At 33.9% G+C, this 15,234-nt stretch carries 14 protein-coding genes; 12 read left to right on the top strand and 2 right to left on the bottom strand.

Going from position 1 to position 15,234, the window contains the following annotated elements:
* Positions 1-8 precede the first annotated feature (8 nt).
* The 6 genes from SCA31_RS01390 to SCA31_RS01365 all read left to right on the top strand — a co-directional run bounded on the left by SCA31_RS01390 (position 9) and on the right by SCA31_RS01365 (position 5,340).
* On the top strand, positions 9-1,262 hold the full coding sequence (locus tag SCA31_RS01390; RefSeq protein ID WP_410695025.1) for a pyridoxal phosphate-dependent aminotransferase: 1,254 nt from the start codon (positions 9-11) through the stop codon (positions 1,260-1,262).
* A gap of 113 nt (positions 1,263-1,375) precedes the next feature.
* The gene (locus SCA31_RS01385) at positions 1,376-1,969 is read left to right on the top strand and encodes a hypothetical protein (RefSeq protein WP_410695024.1); all 594 of its coding nucleotides are present in this window, start codon (positions 1,376-1,378) and stop codon (positions 1,967-1,969) included.
* Between the two features lie 129 nt (positions 1,970-2,098).
* Positions 2,099-3,085: a phosphatase PAP2 family protein gene (locus SCA31_RS01380; protein ID WP_410695023.1), complete on the top strand. Its 987-nt coding sequence runs from the start codon at positions 2,099-2,101 to the stop codon at positions 3,083-3,085.
* Between the two features lie 142 nt (positions 3,086-3,227).
* Positions 3,228-3,950: a 3-deoxy-manno-octulosonate cytidylyltransferase gene (kdsB, locus tag SCA31_RS01375; RefSeq protein ID WP_410695021.1), complete on the top strand. Its 723-nt coding sequence runs from the start codon at positions 3,228-3,230 to the stop codon at positions 3,948-3,950.
* A 114-nt stretch (positions 3,951-4,064) separates the two neighbouring features.
* Positions 4,065-4,727, top strand: coding sequence for a histidine kinase (locus tag SCA31_RS01370; RefSeq protein WP_410695020.1), 663 nt, complete (start codon positions 4,065-4,067; stop codon positions 4,725-4,727).
* Positions 4,728-4,764: 37 nt separating this feature from the next.
* On the top strand, positions 4,765-5,340 hold the full coding sequence (locus tag SCA31_RS01365; RefSeq protein WP_106917502.1) for a glutathione peroxidase: 576 nt from the start codon (positions 4,765-4,767) through the stop codon (positions 5,338-5,340).
* A gap of 121 nt (positions 5,341-5,461) precedes the next feature.
* On the opposite strand, the gene SCA31_RS01360 is transcribed toward SCA31_RS01365, so the two are convergent.
* Positions 5,462-6,121 (bottom strand): NAD(P)H-binding protein, encoded by a 660-nt coding sequence (locus tag SCA31_RS01360; RefSeq protein WP_410695019.1) that lies wholly within the window; start codon positions 6,119-6,121, stop codon positions 5,462-5,464.
* 175 nt (positions 6,122-6,296) lie between these two features.
* Here SCA31_RS01360 and SCA31_RS01355 point away from each other — a divergent pair, with 175 nt between their 5' ends.
* From SCA31_RS01355 to SCA31_RS01345, 3 genes are all read left to right on the top strand, one after another.
* Positions 6,297-6,650 (top strand): MmcQ/YjbR family DNA-binding protein, encoded by a 354-nt coding sequence (locus tag SCA31_RS01355; protein WP_410695018.1) that lies wholly within the window; start codon positions 6,297-6,299, stop codon positions 6,648-6,650.
* An 18-nt stretch (positions 6,651-6,668) separates the two neighbouring features.
* Positions 6,669-10,424 carry a DUF3857 domain-containing protein gene (locus tag SCA31_RS01350; RefSeq protein WP_410695017.1) on the top strand — a complete coding sequence of 1,252 codons (3,756 nt, stop codon included), beginning with the start codon at positions 6,669-6,671 and terminating at the stop codon, positions 10,422-10,424.
* 170 nt (positions 10,425-10,594) lie between these two features.
* Complete coding sequence (locus SCA31_RS01345) at positions 10,595-11,077, top strand: hypothetical protein (RefSeq protein ID WP_410695016.1); 483 nt, start codon at positions 10,595-10,597, stop codon at positions 11,075-11,077.
* A 45-nt stretch (positions 11,078-11,122) separates the two neighbouring features.
* Here SCA31_RS01345 and SCA31_RS01340 read toward each other — a convergent pair whose 3' ends face one another.
* The gene (locus tag SCA31_RS01340) at positions 11,123-12,043 is read right to left on the bottom strand and encodes a bifunctional riboflavin kinase/FAD synthetase (RefSeq protein WP_410695015.1); all 921 of its coding nucleotides are present in this window, start codon (positions 12,041-12,043) and stop codon (positions 11,123-11,125) included.
* 288 nt (positions 12,044-12,331) lie between these two features.
* Here SCA31_RS01340 and atpD point away from each other — a divergent pair, with 288 nt between their 5' ends.
* The 3 genes from atpD to SCA31_RS01325 all read left to right on the top strand — a co-directional run bounded on the left by atpD (position 12,332) and on the right by SCA31_RS01325 (position 15,110).
* A complete protein-coding gene (gene atpD / locus SCA31_RS01335; RefSeq protein ID WP_076351809.1) occupies positions 12,332-13,840 on the top strand; it encodes a F0F1 ATP synthase subunit beta in 1,509 nt (502 codons plus the stop codon).
* 89 nt (positions 13,841-13,929) lie between these two features.
* The gene (locus tag SCA31_RS01330; RefSeq protein ID WP_410695013.1) at positions 13,930-14,211 is read left to right on the top strand and encodes a FoF1 ATP synthase subunit delta/epsilon; all 282 of its coding nucleotides are present in this window, start codon (positions 13,930-13,932) and stop codon (positions 14,209-14,211) included.
* A gap of 80 nt (positions 14,212-14,291) precedes the next feature.
* Positions 14,292-15,110 (top strand): hypothetical protein, encoded by an 819-nt coding sequence (locus SCA31_RS01325; protein ID WP_410695012.1) that lies wholly within the window; start codon positions 14,292-14,294, stop codon positions 15,108-15,110.
* The last annotated feature ends 124 nt before the right edge of the window (positions 15,111-15,234 follow it).

Genomic DNA, 15,234 nt, shown 5'->3' with positions numbered 1-15,234 from the left:
AGAAAAAAGTGAAAGTTTCAAAATTAGCAGCGAACCTGATCGGTTCTGAAATTGTAAAAATTGGTAACGAGGTAAATGATCTAAAAGCAAAGGGAGCAGAAATTGCCAATCTTACTATTGGTGACCTGAATTCTAATATCTATCCTATTCCGGCATTGCTGAAGGAAGAGATTCAGAAAGCCTATCAGAATAATCTGACAAACTATCCACCTGCAAACGGACTTTTATCTTTAAGAAAAGAAGTTTCCAAGGATCTGAAAAATAGATGGAATCTGGATTATTCACCTAACGATATCCTGATTACAGCAGGTTCAAGACCTTTGATCTATGCCGTATACAAAACAATTGTAGATGAGGGAGATAAGGTAATATATCCTACACCGTCTTGGAACAATAATCATTATGCCTACCTTACTTCAGCTGATGCTGTAGAAGTAAAAACGAAGCCTGAAACCAACTTCCTTCCAACAGCAGATGATCTAAGACCTCATTTGGATGGAGCTGTTTTACTGGCACTTTGTTCACCATTGAACCCTACCGGAACAATGTTTACAAGAGAGCAGCTTTCAGAGATTTGTGAATTGGTTATTGCTGAGAACAAAAAAAGAGGGGCAGATGAAAAGCCGTTATACCTAATGTATGACCAGATTTATTCTAACCTTACCTTTGGAGCAGAACACGTAGATCCGGTTTCTCTTTTTCCTGAAATGAAAGAATATACCATTTATATCGATGGGATTTCTAAATGTCTTGCTGCAACAGGAGTGCGTGTAGGATGGGGATTTGGCCCTGCTCATATCATAGACAAGATGAAGGCTCTTCTTACCCATGTGGGAGCTTGGGCACCAAAACCTGAGCAGGAAGCAACTGCAAAATTCTATGAAACCCCTGAAAACGTAAATGTGTTCGTAGAAGATTTCAAAGGAAAACTGGAAGAAAGCCTAAAAGTTCTTCATGGAGGAGTTCAGGATTTAAAAGTAAAAGGACTTTCTGTAGACAGTATAGAGCCTATGGGGGCACTTTATCTTACTATTAAGTTAGATTATATCGGAAAAACAAAACCAGATGGGGCTGCCATTGAAAACTCTTCTGACTTGGTATTCTATTTAATTAATGAAGCTGGAGTAGCTTTAGTACCATTCTCAGCATTCGGGGAAGATAAATCTGAACCTTGGTTCCGTGCTTCCGTTGGAGGATTAGCTGTGGATGAGATCAAAGGAATGCTTCCAAAATTGGAGAGCGCTTTGAACAAATTAAAGTAATCTTTACATAAAATATAGGCTTCGACTCTGTTCAGCATGACATCGTTAAAATATTATCATTAGCAGTGTCATACCGGGTGGAGTCGAAGTTTTTTCATTTAAAATGTCTATCCATGAAACTTCCCCGAAGATCTTTTCTTGAAACAAAATATTTATTTTATTCTACATTAGCAATAATCGCTATAGTGATTGTAAGTGTTTGGATTTCCGGAAAGGGAGATCACCGGTCATTATTTCAAAATTCTATTCTATCAACATCCATTTTAGCTGGGGGATTTTTTCTGTTTATCAGCTTAGGATTGTATTATGGTTTGAAATTAAAAGACAATATTGGGAGTATTTTAAATAAAGAAAGATTCAAAAAATATCCTGATAATGCTCCTGCAATTGATAGTTTAGATTTTGATTCACCGATTGCCGTAGATGGAATAGGAGGAGCGATCCTCTCTATTGTTTTATGGATTGTATTTTCTGTCGTACTTATCTATCTTTCCTATTTTCTCGGACTTTTCTTTTGGTCTGCCATATTATTTTTAGGAGCCATTTTATACTGGATTTTTTTCAGAGCGCTACGTTTTGTTTTTAAAAACTCTGGAAAATGCAAAGGAGACTTATTAAAAAGCTTCGGATTCGGTTTTTTCTATTCTTTTCTATATGTTTCCTGGATGTACGGAATTATTTTTCTGATTAAGTTTATCAATCAATAAAAGATTATTACTTTATGAAAAAAATTAAATAAACATTAAAAATCAGATAAACATTTTGTACTAACATGAACTAGGGATTACCTTTGGAACCTTTATAAACTAAGAATAAACAGGGTTGAAAATAAAATGATGAAAAAATTGAAATTTCTGCTATTACCAATGTCTATATTGGTATCCTCACAAGAGGTAGATACTTTGAAAGTAAAGGAACTACCAAAGGAACTTGAGCTGCCAAAAGTGCAAACCTATATCTTAAAAGACGGTTCCGTAAGAACCTATCCCAAACCTAAACTATTAGATTTTGTAACCAAACTACCCCGAAATTTTATTGATACCAACAAAGATTTTGTAGCAAAAGATCATGCTTACTATTTAGGAGGAGCAGTTGCCTCAACGTTGATTCTTATACCATTTGATCAGAAATTAATAGACAATTCACGAGAGCTGGGAGAAAGATGGGGAATGGATAAAGATAATAACTACCATAAAGTGGGAGGTGTTTTTAAAATACCTAAAGATATTGGATCAACCCTTTACCTGATTGGAAATGGATCTACATTAGTCCTGCTGGGAATCGGTTTTGGAACTTATGGTTTAATTAAAAATGATTACAGAGCACAAGCCACAGCAAGTGGATTAATGGAAAGTTTAATTCTTTCCGGAGTTTTCACCCAGACTATTAAAAGAATTACCGGAAGAGAAAGCCCGTTTATTGCAGAGATAAATGGCAATAAAGGAGGTGCATGGAATCCTTTTCCAAGTTTTTCAGAATTTGGAAAAAATACTTCGAATTATGATGCAATGCCGTCCGGACACTTAACCACGTTTATGGCAGGGATCACTGTAATTGCAGATAATTACCCGGATGCAAAATGGATAAAACCGGTAGGCTATACCTTAGCAGGAGCGCTATGCTTTCAAATGATGCAAAGTAAAGTTCACTGGGCTTCAGATTATCCTTTAGCCTTATTAATGGGATACTTTATAGGAAAAACCATTTCAAAAAGCAGATATACTTCATCAGAGGGCACCATCGGAAAAACAAAATATAACCTAAACTTTATTGCATCTCGTCAATGGGAATATAATATGGTAGGGGTAAAACTCTCTTTTTAAACCCCTGAAATCTTTGTTTTGTGTAGTAAATAAGATAGTTTTCACTACATTTGATCTAAATATAAAAGGATCATTACCGCCTTTTTAAATGCCGGAATGAAAACCTATTGAATTAAAAAGACTTAATTAATATTTTTATTAAATGAAAATAATCGCTGTCATCCCTGCTCGTTACGAAGCAAGCCGTTTTCCAGGGAAACTCATGCAGACTTTAGGAGAAAAAACCGTTATTACCACCACGTATCAGAATGTTGTGGAAACAGGACTTTTTGATGAGGTTTTTGTAGCAACGGATTCTGAAACTATCCTTGATGAAATTGTAAAAAATGGCGGAAAAGCTGTAATGACAGGACAGCATGAAACAGGCAGTGACCGTATTGCTGAAGCTGTACAGAATATAGATTGCGATATCGTTATCAATGTTCAGGGAGATGAACCTTTCCTTAAGTTGGAACCTTTACAACAGCTAATCGAGGTGTTTAAAAAAGATGATCATAAAGAAATTTCATTGGCTTCCCTTAAAATAAAATTATCTGAAAAAGAAGAAGTTGAAAATCCTAATAACGTAAAAGTAATTACTGATAACAATGGTTTTGCACTTTATTTCAGTCGTTCTGTAATCCCTTTTCATAGAGAAGTTTCTTATGATATAAGTTATTTTAAGCATATCGGGGTATACGCATTCCGAAAAGAAGCACTATTGCAATTCTCGAAACTGGAAATGAAACCATTGGAAATCTCTGAAAAAATTGAATGTATCCGCTACCTTGAATATGGTATGAAGATCAAAATGATAGAAACCAACTTCATTGGTGTAGGCATTGATACTCCGGAAGATTTGGAAAAAGCAAGGAAGCTGATTTAAAATAGGATAAAGCAATCAACAGGTTCGGAATTTTACCTTTTCGCCTTTTTGCATTCCTTTCCTTTTTGCTATTTCGCTCAAATCCCCTTATATTTGAATTTATAAATAAAATTAATGAAGAGATTATTTTTAGTATTTGCCCTGATATTTTCACACTTAACCTTTGCTCAGACAGCCAAAGAAATTATAGATAAAAATATTGAGTTATCCGGAGGCTTAACCAGTTGGAAGCTTTTAAACTCAGTGTTGCTGCAAGGAAAAGTAGTGTTGGGAATAAAGGATGAATATCCTATAAAAATATACCAGCAACGCCCAAACCTTACCAAAACGATTATTACAATCAGTGGAAAGGAAACGGCTATTGAAGGCTTTGACGGAACCAAGGGATATGCCATGAACTATGCAGCCAATAAACTTCAGGAATATCCTGAATACGTTTCAGAAAGCTTTGATAATGACTTCATTGATTGGGAAAGCAAAGGTTTTGCTGCCAAATATCTTGGAAAAGAAAAAGTAGGAGAGATTTATTGTCATAAAGTAGAGCTTACCAAGAATGTCAATAAGAATATGTATTATTTTGATACAAAAACTTATATGCTTTTAAAGGAGGTTAAAAAAGATGAAACAGTGGTATATTCTGACTATAAAAAAGTAGGAAACCTTACCATGCCTTTCAGAATTGAATCTTCAAGCTCAAAGAAAGACGGGGATTATGTAATGCTGCTTAACAGAATTGACATCAACAAAGTTTTTCCTGCCAATATTTTTAAGTTTTAATTCAACTGCAGCTTATCCTGCATAAAATTTATAAGAAATGAAAAATATTTTTTTACTGCTGTTTTCATTCGTTGCCGTTTTGCAAAGCTGCACCAATCAAAAAAGCGAAATTTCTAAAGCCAAAACCAAAGAACTTATGGGAAAAACAATATATGACTTTAAAGTAGAAGGCCTTGACGGAAAGGAAATCAACTTTGCCGATTTTAAGGGAAAGAAAATTCTTATTGTCAATACTGCTTCAGAATGCGGATTTACTCCTCAGTATGCTGATCTTGAAAAAGTATATGAAGAATATAAGGATAAACTGGTTGTGGTAGGTTTCCCAGCCAATAACTTCGGAGGACAGGAACCGGGAACCAATACTGAAATTGGAACATTCTGCCAGAAAAATTATGGGGTAACATTCCCAATGGCTGCTAAAGTTTCTGTAAAAGGTGATGATATTGCACCCATCTTTAAATACTTAACAGAACAAGAATTAAACGGAGTAAAAAATACAAGCATTCTTTGGAACTTCACTAAATTCTTAATTGACGAAAACGGAAAATTAATTGATACTTATGTAAGTACTACAAAACCAACAAGTGAGTCAATTACAAAGCATTTAAAATAAACAATAAAGAAAATTTATATAGTAAAGTGGGTAGTAAGAGCCCACTTTTTTTATGTCTAAGAAATAAGGAATGGCTTTTATTCTGATTCTTTCTATCAAATGATTCAGGCTACTATAAGCATTAATGATCAAATACTTTCTCTGCAAAACAAAAAATATTACCAAGTTTGATACTGGAGTAGCCGTTGCTTTTTATTTTGGAAGAATTTATCATTGCTTTTGCTAAAATATCAGTAGGCAAAGGCTTTTGACTTTCCAATAACCCAAGTTTATTGGCAAACTTTATAATTCTGCTGCCCAACACTTCACCTGTTCTTCCAGAGTCTTTTCTTTCAAGCATTCCGGGTTTAAAAATGGTGATTTTATTGAAATGTAATTGCTTTACAGCTTCTTCCAGTTCCCCTTTCATTTTGGAATAGAAGATCTTAGACTTAGGACTTGCACCGTAAGCAGAAACCAAAATATAATCTTCTACGTTATTTTCCTTGGCGGCCTTGGCAAACTCATATTGATAATCAAAATCTACCTTTTTCTGAGCTTCCTTGCTTCCGGCATCCTTTAAAGTGGTTCCCAGACAGGAAAATGCAACATCTCCCCTTACCATTTCTTTCCATTCTTCAGGTTTTTCAAAATTCACAATATGAACTTTAAGTCTTTCATTTTCTATGTCAACTGGTTTTCTTACAAAAATATCTACTTCCTCAAAATCCTTGTCATTGAGTAATTGATTGACTAAATCTTTTCCTGTAGCGCCTGTAGCACCGATTACTAAAGCTTTCATAACAATGTATTTTGAAGTGATGATATTTTCCTTTCTTAAATTTACTAAATTTGATTTAAAGTTTATATATTTTTTATGGGATTAAATAGTATAACAATTACCTCTCAGAACATCATATTTTTGAACTCCATTCAATCATCATTTTTACTATATTGCTTACCTACAAACGATAAACATGGATGCTAACGAAATTTTAGACTATTGTCTTGCTAAAAAAGCAGTTACAGAAAATTTCCCCTTTGATAATGAAACTCTTGTGATGAAAGTGGATACTAAAATGTTTCTGCTGATGAGCCTCGAAAGGCAGCCATTGTCCATTAATGTAAAGACGGATCCGGAGTGGAGTGCAGAACTGCGTGAGCAATATCCTCAGATTACAGGAGCTTATCATATGAATAAAACCCATTGGAACTCGGTTTCAATAGATGGTTTAAGAAGAGAACTCATCTTAAAATTAATTGATCATTCCTATGAACTGGTATTTCAATCCCTAACCAAAAAAATTCAAAACACAATATATAATTCTTAAAAAAACGAAACTAATAGCATGAAAAAAATATTGATTTCGGCTGTCTACTTCTTGTCAGTCGGAGCATTTGCCCAGTCAAAGGATCACTCTAAAACCTGGGAGCTTTTGCTGAATAACAAAAGAGATGAAGCAAGAACTTTTTACGATAAAACACTACAGTCCCAAAAACTTAAAAATTTTGAAAGCCTTTTTCTGGATGCAATGATAGATCAGGAAATGGGTCAATTTATATTTGATGAAACCTTTGTCAATAATTTTGTCAATATTACGGATGAAGAAGCTTATTTATATCCTGTTTTCAAGGAAAAATTTATGCTGAATGATATTGAGGAAAGCGGAATTGATGATTACACCTATAAAAAAGTAGATGTTTTATACGGTAGTAAAAACTTTGGCCATTTAAATGGAATAATAGAATTTAAAACCTATTTTGACTATCTGAGAGGTAATTTTACTGGATCTGCGGAGGCGCTTTCAAAGCTCGGAAAAATTGATAAATGGCAATATGCCGGAGTATTTGAAAATCTGAACGGGAGTGGTATGGACAATGAATATGAGCCGGAAACCTATGCTAAAAATGATAAGCTCTTCAATACTGGAAATTTTGGTAATATCGGTTGGTACAACAAAAAATATAAAGATAATGACGGATTCAACTTTTTCTTTAATGAACTGGAATATGGAAGAGGAATTGTTTATGCACAGTCATTCATAAACAATCCGGAAGAAAGAAAAGTGTGGTTTGAAGTGAATGCAAACAGTGAAATCAAGGTGTTTTTAAATGATACAGAGATATTGTCAAGTACAAAAGACGGCTATACTTCTACAGGATCACACCTTGTGGAGGTCGTATTACCCAAAGGGATGAACCGCTTACTTGTTAAAAGTGACTCTCAGGTTGATAAGATGGCTGGATTTATGATTGTGCCTTTTGATACAAACTACCAGAAGATCAGTAACCTGACTTATTTTGACACCTACCATGATTATAAAAAAAATACTCTTGCTCAGCTTCAGCCCAAAGAATTAGAGTTGAAATTTGAACAGAAACTTAAAGAGAAAATTGTACAGTCTCCCAATGATTTTATTTATGATTACCTTTTAACATTAGGCTATCTGAATAATCAACAGAATGACAAAGCAAAGGAAAAAATAGACGTTCTCGCTCAGAAATATCCTAAATCCTCACTTATTCAGATCCTTCTTTCCAGATATTATGCCAATATGGAAGATCAGGGAAAGATTACTGAGATTCTTAAAAACATAGAAATAAACGACCCTGAATATTATCAGGTTCCGGTAATGAAAATTGCTGATGACAACGTCACCAAAAGCATGAGTATTCAGGAACTTGAAAAATACAAAGCAATTCTGAATAAAACAAAGGCCAGGGCAATGGTAGATCTCTTTGATGTGATCATATCCGCCAGAAATCATGATATCGAAAAGATGAAATCCCATGTAGCCAATATTAAAAAAACCTTTGCCAATAATGAAAAATATACTGTTCTTTTAACTTCACTTGAAGAAGCTGATAAAAAAGATCAGAGCGGTATCATAAAAAAACTTGAAGAGTTTATTGCCACAAGAAATAATCTGGAGATCATGTCCTCGTTATTTGACTACTATGAAAAAGCCAATAGGATAGAGGATGAAAAAAAACTTTTTAAAAAATTTATTGAACTATATCCGTCTTTAAATGTTCTGAAAACCAAATATGTATCTCTTTTACAGGAAGATCCCAAAGATCCGGAAATTATGAAGCAGATTAATGAAGGGCTTGAAAACTTTCCTTATTCCTATTCTCTGATGGCATTAAAGGCTGAAATCTTAGCGCTACAAAAAAATAAGGATGAAGCGGTAAAGTACGCAAAAGAATCCCTTTCTCATTTTGCAGAGAATGAACGGATGTATAAACTGATCAGAGATTTGGGGCAAACCGAGGATGAAATTAATCAGGTTTCTGTAAAGGATTTGAAAAAATTGGTTTCAGAAAGAAGAAATAAGGGAACAAAAGGTAAAAAAGGAGTTACTACATTATTGGATGAATATATTGTAAATGTCTATCCTGAAGGAGGATTCAAAAAAAGAACCACTTATGCCTATGAAATTACTTCAGAAAGCGGAATTGAAGAGCTTAAAGAATATTATATTAATTATTATGACGACGTTTTAAAGTCTGAAATAGTAAAACCAAGCGGCAGCATCGTTCCTGGTGAAAAATCTGAGGATCAGATCGTCTTCACGAATCTTGAAGTGGGAGATGTAGTTCTTATCCAAAAAGAAAGTGTGGAAAGGAGAGGTGGACGTTTCTATAAGGACTTTAACCTCAGTTCCTATTTTAATTCTGAATATCCTGTAGTAGAATCTGTTTTTACAGTAATTACTCCTGAAAATATACCGTATCAGGTAAAAAGCAACAATGCAGAGGTGGCTTCTACAAAGAAAAAAGTAGGGAATAAGCTTTTTCAGACATGGAAACTTAATGATCTTCCGGAAGTAAATATGGATGAAAACTATGGTCCAACATATTATGATACAACCATTTCAGTAACAGCTAATTCTATAAAAACATGGCAGGAAATTTCCAATTGGTATTCTGATCTTACAAGAAAGAGCCTGGTTTCGGACAGAGTTGTAGAAAAAGCATTCAAGGAAATATTCCCCAACGGAACTTCAGGAATGAGTGATACTGCAAAAGCTGAAAAAATATATAATTATATTGAAAAAAATGTAACCTACAGCTCCGTGGATTTCCGCCAAAGTGGCTTTATTCCTCAAAAACCATCCAAAACATTGGTAACAAAGCTGGGAGACTGCAAAGATTTGTCAACTTTATTTTTAATTCTTGGAAATCAGGCAGGATTAAAATCTAATCTTGTGTTGGTGCAAACCAATGACAACTCTCCGCAGCGTCTTCTTTTGCCAAATTTAAGTTTCAATCACTGTATTGTAAAGGTAAACCTTGATGGGAAAGAAACTTTCCTTGAAATGACAGACAAATATTTACCCTTTAATGCAATTGTGAAAGGAAATTATAAAGCAAAAGGTCTGGTAATTTTTACAGATAAAAATAACGGAAGTACTGCTCAGCTCATTGATATATTAGCAGATAATAATACAAAGAATCTGTTCAAATCAGTAAGTGAGGTTCAGATTAACGGTGATGAGCAAAACTTTGTAACCAGACAATATACAATGGGGGAGACCAAAAGCTACTATAATACTTTTTTCCAGAATTCACAGACGGAAGAAAACCGTAAAAAAAGTATGGAAAAAGAGTATGGTGGTATTTTAGACAAAGTAATCAATGTAAAATCAGTGAAATTATTGGATGGAAAGGACCTTACTATCAATCCTTTATCCTATGAAGTTCAGTTCAATATCAATGATAAGCCTCAATCTGTTGGCAGCCTGAAAATTATGAAGATTCCTTTTATCACAAAACCATTTACAAAAGATATAGTGGCTACTGAAAATAGGAATATGGATATTCTGTATACACAATATGAGCGACAGAATGAGTATTTTGAGGAAGTATATCTTAACATTCCTGAGGGAATGAAATTTATTGAAATCCCTGAAAATAAAACCCTTGCGTATAATAATTTTAATTATTCAATCCATTATGAGCTTGAAAAGAATAATAGATTAAAAATAACCAGAAAATCTAAAACTCCTTGGGATAATATTAAAAAAGAGCAATATCCAGAGTTTAAAAAATTTGTAGAAGATGCCATTAATGCAGAAAACCAGATTTTAGGATATAAATAAAGACTATTAAACTTAAAACCAGATTATAAGATCTGGTTTTATTTTTACTCCAAATAGAAATCAATATTAAAATTATTCATCATAAAATAATAACCGAATCATCTGGGTATGGATTTTGTTATCCATTATGAGTGAAATAAGTCAATTAATATTAACATAATAAAGAACACATGAGAAATCACCTTTTATTATTCATGGCAGCGGGTACATTAATGTTATCAAGCTGTAATAAGGCAGATCAGAAAACGACGCCTGCTTCTACTTCGGTAGCAGATAGCAGTTCTTCTGACAACCTTAAAATAGAATTCTCCGGAACAGAAAACTTTACGATTAAGAACCCTAAGCTTAAGGTAAGTTTATATGGAGCCGATGAAAGATTGGCAGATGCTCCGGCCACTCTCATTACTGAAAAAGAGTACGAGCAAAAATCTGTGCCATTTACCATAGATTTGCCTGTACCCAAAGATGCTGATACTAAAATTACACCTAAACCTATGGGGCCTGTCAAATTTTATATTACTGTGAGTTGGGATTCTGACGGTAACGGAAAAGCAGATCAAAAAGGAGATATATTCATTGATTATGACAAGCAATTTCCTAAAGTGAAACTGAACAATGAAACACAGAAAATCTATTTAAAGGTATTAAAATAAACACAAAAAGGGCTACTCATCAATGAATAGCCCTTTTTTTATATCTTAAAAATTAAACTCCTTTGTGAGTCTTTTATCTTCGTCCAGCCTTTCAATAAGCTTTTCCAATCCTTCAAACTTAATTTCATCATGAAGAAAATCTCTGAATTTTACAGTAATTTTTTCATCATAGATATCGCTTTCAAAATCAAGGATATATACTTCAATAGTTAGTTTTTCTCCGTTTACCGTAGGATTGGTTCCAATGCTCAGCATTCCTTTATATTGTTGTCCTTTTACTTCAACTTCAACAATATAGGCTCCTTTTTTAGGTAAAAGTTTGATAGATTCTGTATCAATATTAGCCGTTGGATAACCAATTGTTCTTCCTATTTTCTTGCCATGAACAACCGTTCCGGAAACAGGATAGGAATATCCCAACATTTCATTAGCTTCTTTAATATTTCCGGTCAAAAGAGCATTACGAACCTTGGTAGAGCTGATGTTATTTTCATGAATATTAATGGCTTCCATTTGTTCAACCTCAAATTCAAGTTCCTTAGATAGTTTTTGGAGAAGCTCAAAATTTCCACTTTTATTTTTTCCAAAAGAGTGATCGTAGCCTATAATAAGGTATTTTACATTAAGCTTGTCAATTAAAATCTGGCGAACAAATTCTTCTCCGGTTAAATTTCTGAATTCTTCATCAAATTCTTTCAGGAATAAGTTATCAATATTATATTTTTCAACCAGTTCTTTCTTTTCCTCTATGGTATTCAGAAGTTTTAAATCTTCATTGGGATTAAAAACAAACCTTGGATGGGGCCAAAAAGTAAGAATGGCAGTTTCCAGATTGTTTTCTGTGCCTACCTTAATGAGTTCATCTATAATACTTTTATGCCCAAGATGTACCCCGTCAAACATACCTAAAGACAATGCTAGAGGCTTTTGAGAAGAATAATCTTTAAAATTCTTGAAAACTTTCAAAACGGAAAAATTTTGACTGCAAATATAAAGCCTTTATTTTGAATGTGAGGGAGGGAATCCGAAAATTTGAAAATGAAATATATTAAAATGAAAAGCCCATTATATAATATAGTATATAGACTAATCCCTTAATATACAAATTTGCTTCTTAATAACGCAAAAAACATTGAATTTTACATATTAAAATATGAAGTTAATATTATCTCTAAAAGCATGATAAAAATCTTTTTTTTATCAATTGTGAGTTTATGAAGAATCACTATATTTGCACCAAGAAAAAATTTAGCAATGGCAAACCAAATTAAAGGTAAAATTTCTCAAATTATTGGTCCGGTAATCGACGTTGTCTTTAATGATGTGGAAGCAATTCCAGCAATCTATGACGCGTTAGAAATTACAAAAGAAAACGGTGAAAAAGTAGTTTTAGAGGTAGAACAACATATTGGCGAAGATACAGTAAGATGTATTGCAATGGACGCTACTGATGGTCTTAAGAGAGGTCAAGATGTAATTGGATATGGAAATCCTATTACTATGCCAATCGGAGAGGCTGTAAACGGAAGACTATTCAACGTTGTTGGTGATGCTATCGACGGACTTCAAGATATTTCTAAGGAAGGTGGTCTTCCAATTCACAGACCAGCTCCAAAATTTGATCAACTTTCAACTTCTGCAGAAGTTTTATTTACAGGTATTAAAGTAATCGATTTAGTTGAGCCTTATGCAAAAGGGGGTAAAATTGGTTTGTTCGGAGGTGCCGGTGTAGGTAAAACAGTATTGATCCAGGAGTTGATTAACAATATTGCAAAAGGACATGGAGGTCTTTCAGTATTCGCCGGAGTAGGTGAAAGAACGAGAGAAGGAAATGACCTTTTGAGAGAGATGTTGGAATCAGGTATTATCAAGTATGGTGATGATTTCATGCACTCTATGGAAAATGGAGGTTGGGATCTTTCTAAAGTAGACCTAGAGGTTATGAAAGATTCAAAAGCAGCATTCGTTTTCGGACAGATGAACGAGCCGCCAGGTGCAAGAGCGAGAGTAGCCCTTTCTGGTCTTACATTAGCGGAGTACTATAGAGATGGTGGTGAAAGCGGACAAGGTAGAGACGTACTTTTCTTCGTAGACAACATCTTCCGTTTTACTCAGGCTGGTTCTGAGGTATCTGCACTTCTTGGTCGTATGCCATCAGCGGTAGGTTATCAACCAACTCTTGCTTCTGAAATGGGGGCGATGCAGGAAAGAATTACTTCAACTAAAAATGGTTCAATTACTTCAGTACAAGCGGTATACGTACCTGCGGATGACTTAACTGACCCGGCTCCTGCAACTACGTTTGCTCACTTAGATGCAACTACGGTACTTGACAGAAAGATTGCTTCATTAGGTATTTACCCAGCGGTAGATCCATTGGCTTCTACTTCAAGAATCCTTGCTCCGGAAATTATTGGTCAGGAACACTATGACTGTGCTCAAAGAGTAAAAGAAATTCTTCAAAGATACAAAGCTCTTCAAGATATCATTGCAATCCTTGGTATGGAAGAACTTTCTGAAGAAGATAAGTCTGTTGTTTACCGTGCAAGAAAAGTTCAGAGATTCTTATCTCAGCCTTTCCACGTAGCAGAACAGTTTACAGGTATTCCAGGATCATTGGTAGATATCAAAGATACTATCAAAGGATTTACAATGATTATGGATGGTGAGTTAGATCACTTACCAGAAGCTGCTTTCAACTTGAAAGGAACTATCGAAGAAGCTATCGAAGCAGGACAAAAAATGTTAGCTGAAAACGCTTAATAAATTAGACATAAAGAGATCAGATACTAGACATGAGACTTTAAGGTTGTCTGAAATCTGAAATCTGAAATCTTCAAATCTAAATTAAAATGAATATAAAAATTTTAACACCAGAATACGTAGTTTTTGAAGGAGAGGTAAACTCTGTATTATTGCCTGGAAAAAATGGTGAATTCCACATCATGAAAAACCACGCAGGAATTGTTTCTTCTTTAATCGGTGGTAAAGTAAAGTTATTTGCTAATTCTGTAGATGAAGCTTATGCTAAAAACTTAACCAAAGAAAACGATAAAGACTCTGTTTTTTCTTATGCTATTAAAAGCGGTGTTGTAGAATTTAATCATAATAAAGGAATTATCCTTTGTGAATAATTAAATGAAAAGCTAAATATATTTTCAAAAAAGTGTAACTTTGGTTACACTTTTTTTATTTCATGTAAAAATTTGATTCTATGAAGAGAAGTATAATCATATTCTTTACAATCCTGGGCCTTTTTCTTAATGCCCAGAATATTAAGACCAAAAGAGGGATTATCAACTTAGACGGAGTTCCGGTTGCTAAAATTTCCAATAAATCCAATGAATATACTTTTATGGATTTGAAGGAAACGCCGCTGTATACCATAAAGTTTATTGATAAAAGTATTGTAGACTCCGTGAGAGACAGTTATATACAAATTAATAGAGTATATAACAGAGATAAGACCATAGAGCTGGATTATATTTCGCCCTCTGCATTTTCAGGAGAAGAAAAGTCCGCAGTATATACCTGTGTGAAAGGTCTTAAAATTATTGATAATAAAGGAATCAATGTGAAAACCCTGGATGAATTGTTTTCAAATGCACCAAAAAGAAAGCTGGATAATAAAACAAAGGATGCCTATACAACCAGAAAAAAAATTGATAAACTTAATCTTGAGGTAAATAAGGTGGGTGAGATCTTAAGCAATGGTGTTCCGGTAGGATATTTTACCAATTTACCGGTAAGCTTTGGATCAGATGATAAAATAGTAGATAAAACCTTTATCGATATTGAGATCTATGATGCTAAAAGTAAATATATTGGAAAATATATTACAACAACGAAGCAACTGAAAACAGCCGGAGGTAAATCTTTTGTGGTGTACAAAGAAATGTCAGGAAGAGCATCGATTCTTAAATATCCGACTTATAAAGCTATTGCTGAGCGTATGGCGATGATGGATCCTAATTTTATTAAAATACAGGAAAAAGTAACGGTGGGGCCTGTTTCAAAAGATACGCCTAATTAATCGATGCAAGATTCAATAAGAATAGAATAATTTAGCCCAAACTTAAAAATAAAAAACCTTGAAAGACTATTTCAAGGTTTTTCTTTTATATTGTTATTTAATATCTCTGGTAAATCATCAGTTA

It is taken from the genome of Chryseobacterium sp. SIMBA_028, from assembly GCF_046535285.1.
GTDB lineage: Bacteria > Bacteroidota > Bacteroidia > Flavobacteriales > Weeksellaceae > Chryseobacterium.
This window is presented reverse-complemented; position numbering and strand designations above follow the sequence as displayed.

Bases quoted from the DNA above. Each gene is read 5' to 3' on its own strand.
- SCA31_RS01385 (WP_410695024.1), top strand. From the start codon at position 1,376: ATGAAACTTCCCCGAAGATCTTTTCTTGAAACAAAATATTTATTTTAT.
- atpD (WP_076351809.1), top strand. From the start codon at position 12,332: ATGGCAAACCAAATTAAAGGTAAAATTTCTCAAATTATTGGTCCGGTA.
- SCA31_RS01350 (WP_410695017.1), top strand. From the start codon at position 6,669: ATGAAAAAAATATTGATTTCGGCTGTCTACTTCTTGTCAGTCGGAGCA.
- kdsB (WP_410695021.1), top strand. From the start codon at position 3,228: ATGAAAATAATCGCTGTCATCCCTGCTCGTTACGAAGCAAGCCGTTTT.
- SCA31_RS01330 (WP_410695013.1), top strand. From the start codon at position 13,930: ATGAATATAAAAATTTTAACACCAGAATACGTAGTTTTTGAAGGAGAG.
- SCA31_RS01345 (WP_410695016.1), top strand. From the start codon at position 10,595: ATGAGAAATCACCTTTTATTATTCATGGCAGCGGGTACATTAATGTTA.
- SCA31_RS01370 (WP_410695020.1), top strand. From the start codon at position 4,065: ATGAAGAGATTATTTTTAGTATTTGCCCTGATATTTTCACACTTAACC.
- SCA31_RS01365 (WP_106917502.1), top strand. From the start codon at position 4,765: ATGAAAAATATTTTTTTACTGCTGTTTTCATTCGTTGCCGTTTTGCAA.
- SCA31_RS01360 (WP_410695019.1), bottom strand. From the start codon at position 6,121: ATGAAAGCTTTAGTAATCGGTGCTACAGGCGCTACAGGAAAAGATTTA.
- SCA31_RS01355 (WP_410695018.1), top strand. From the start codon at position 6,297: ATGGATGCTAACGAAATTTTAGACTATTGTCTTGCTAAAAAAGCAGTT.
- SCA31_RS01325 (WP_410695012.1), top strand. From the start codon at position 14,292: ATGAAGAGAAGTATAATCATATTCTTTACAATCCTGGGCCTTTTTCTT.
- SCA31_RS01380 (WP_410695023.1), top strand. From the start codon at position 2,099: ATGAAAAAATTGAAATTTCTGCTATTACCAATGTCTATATTGGTATCC.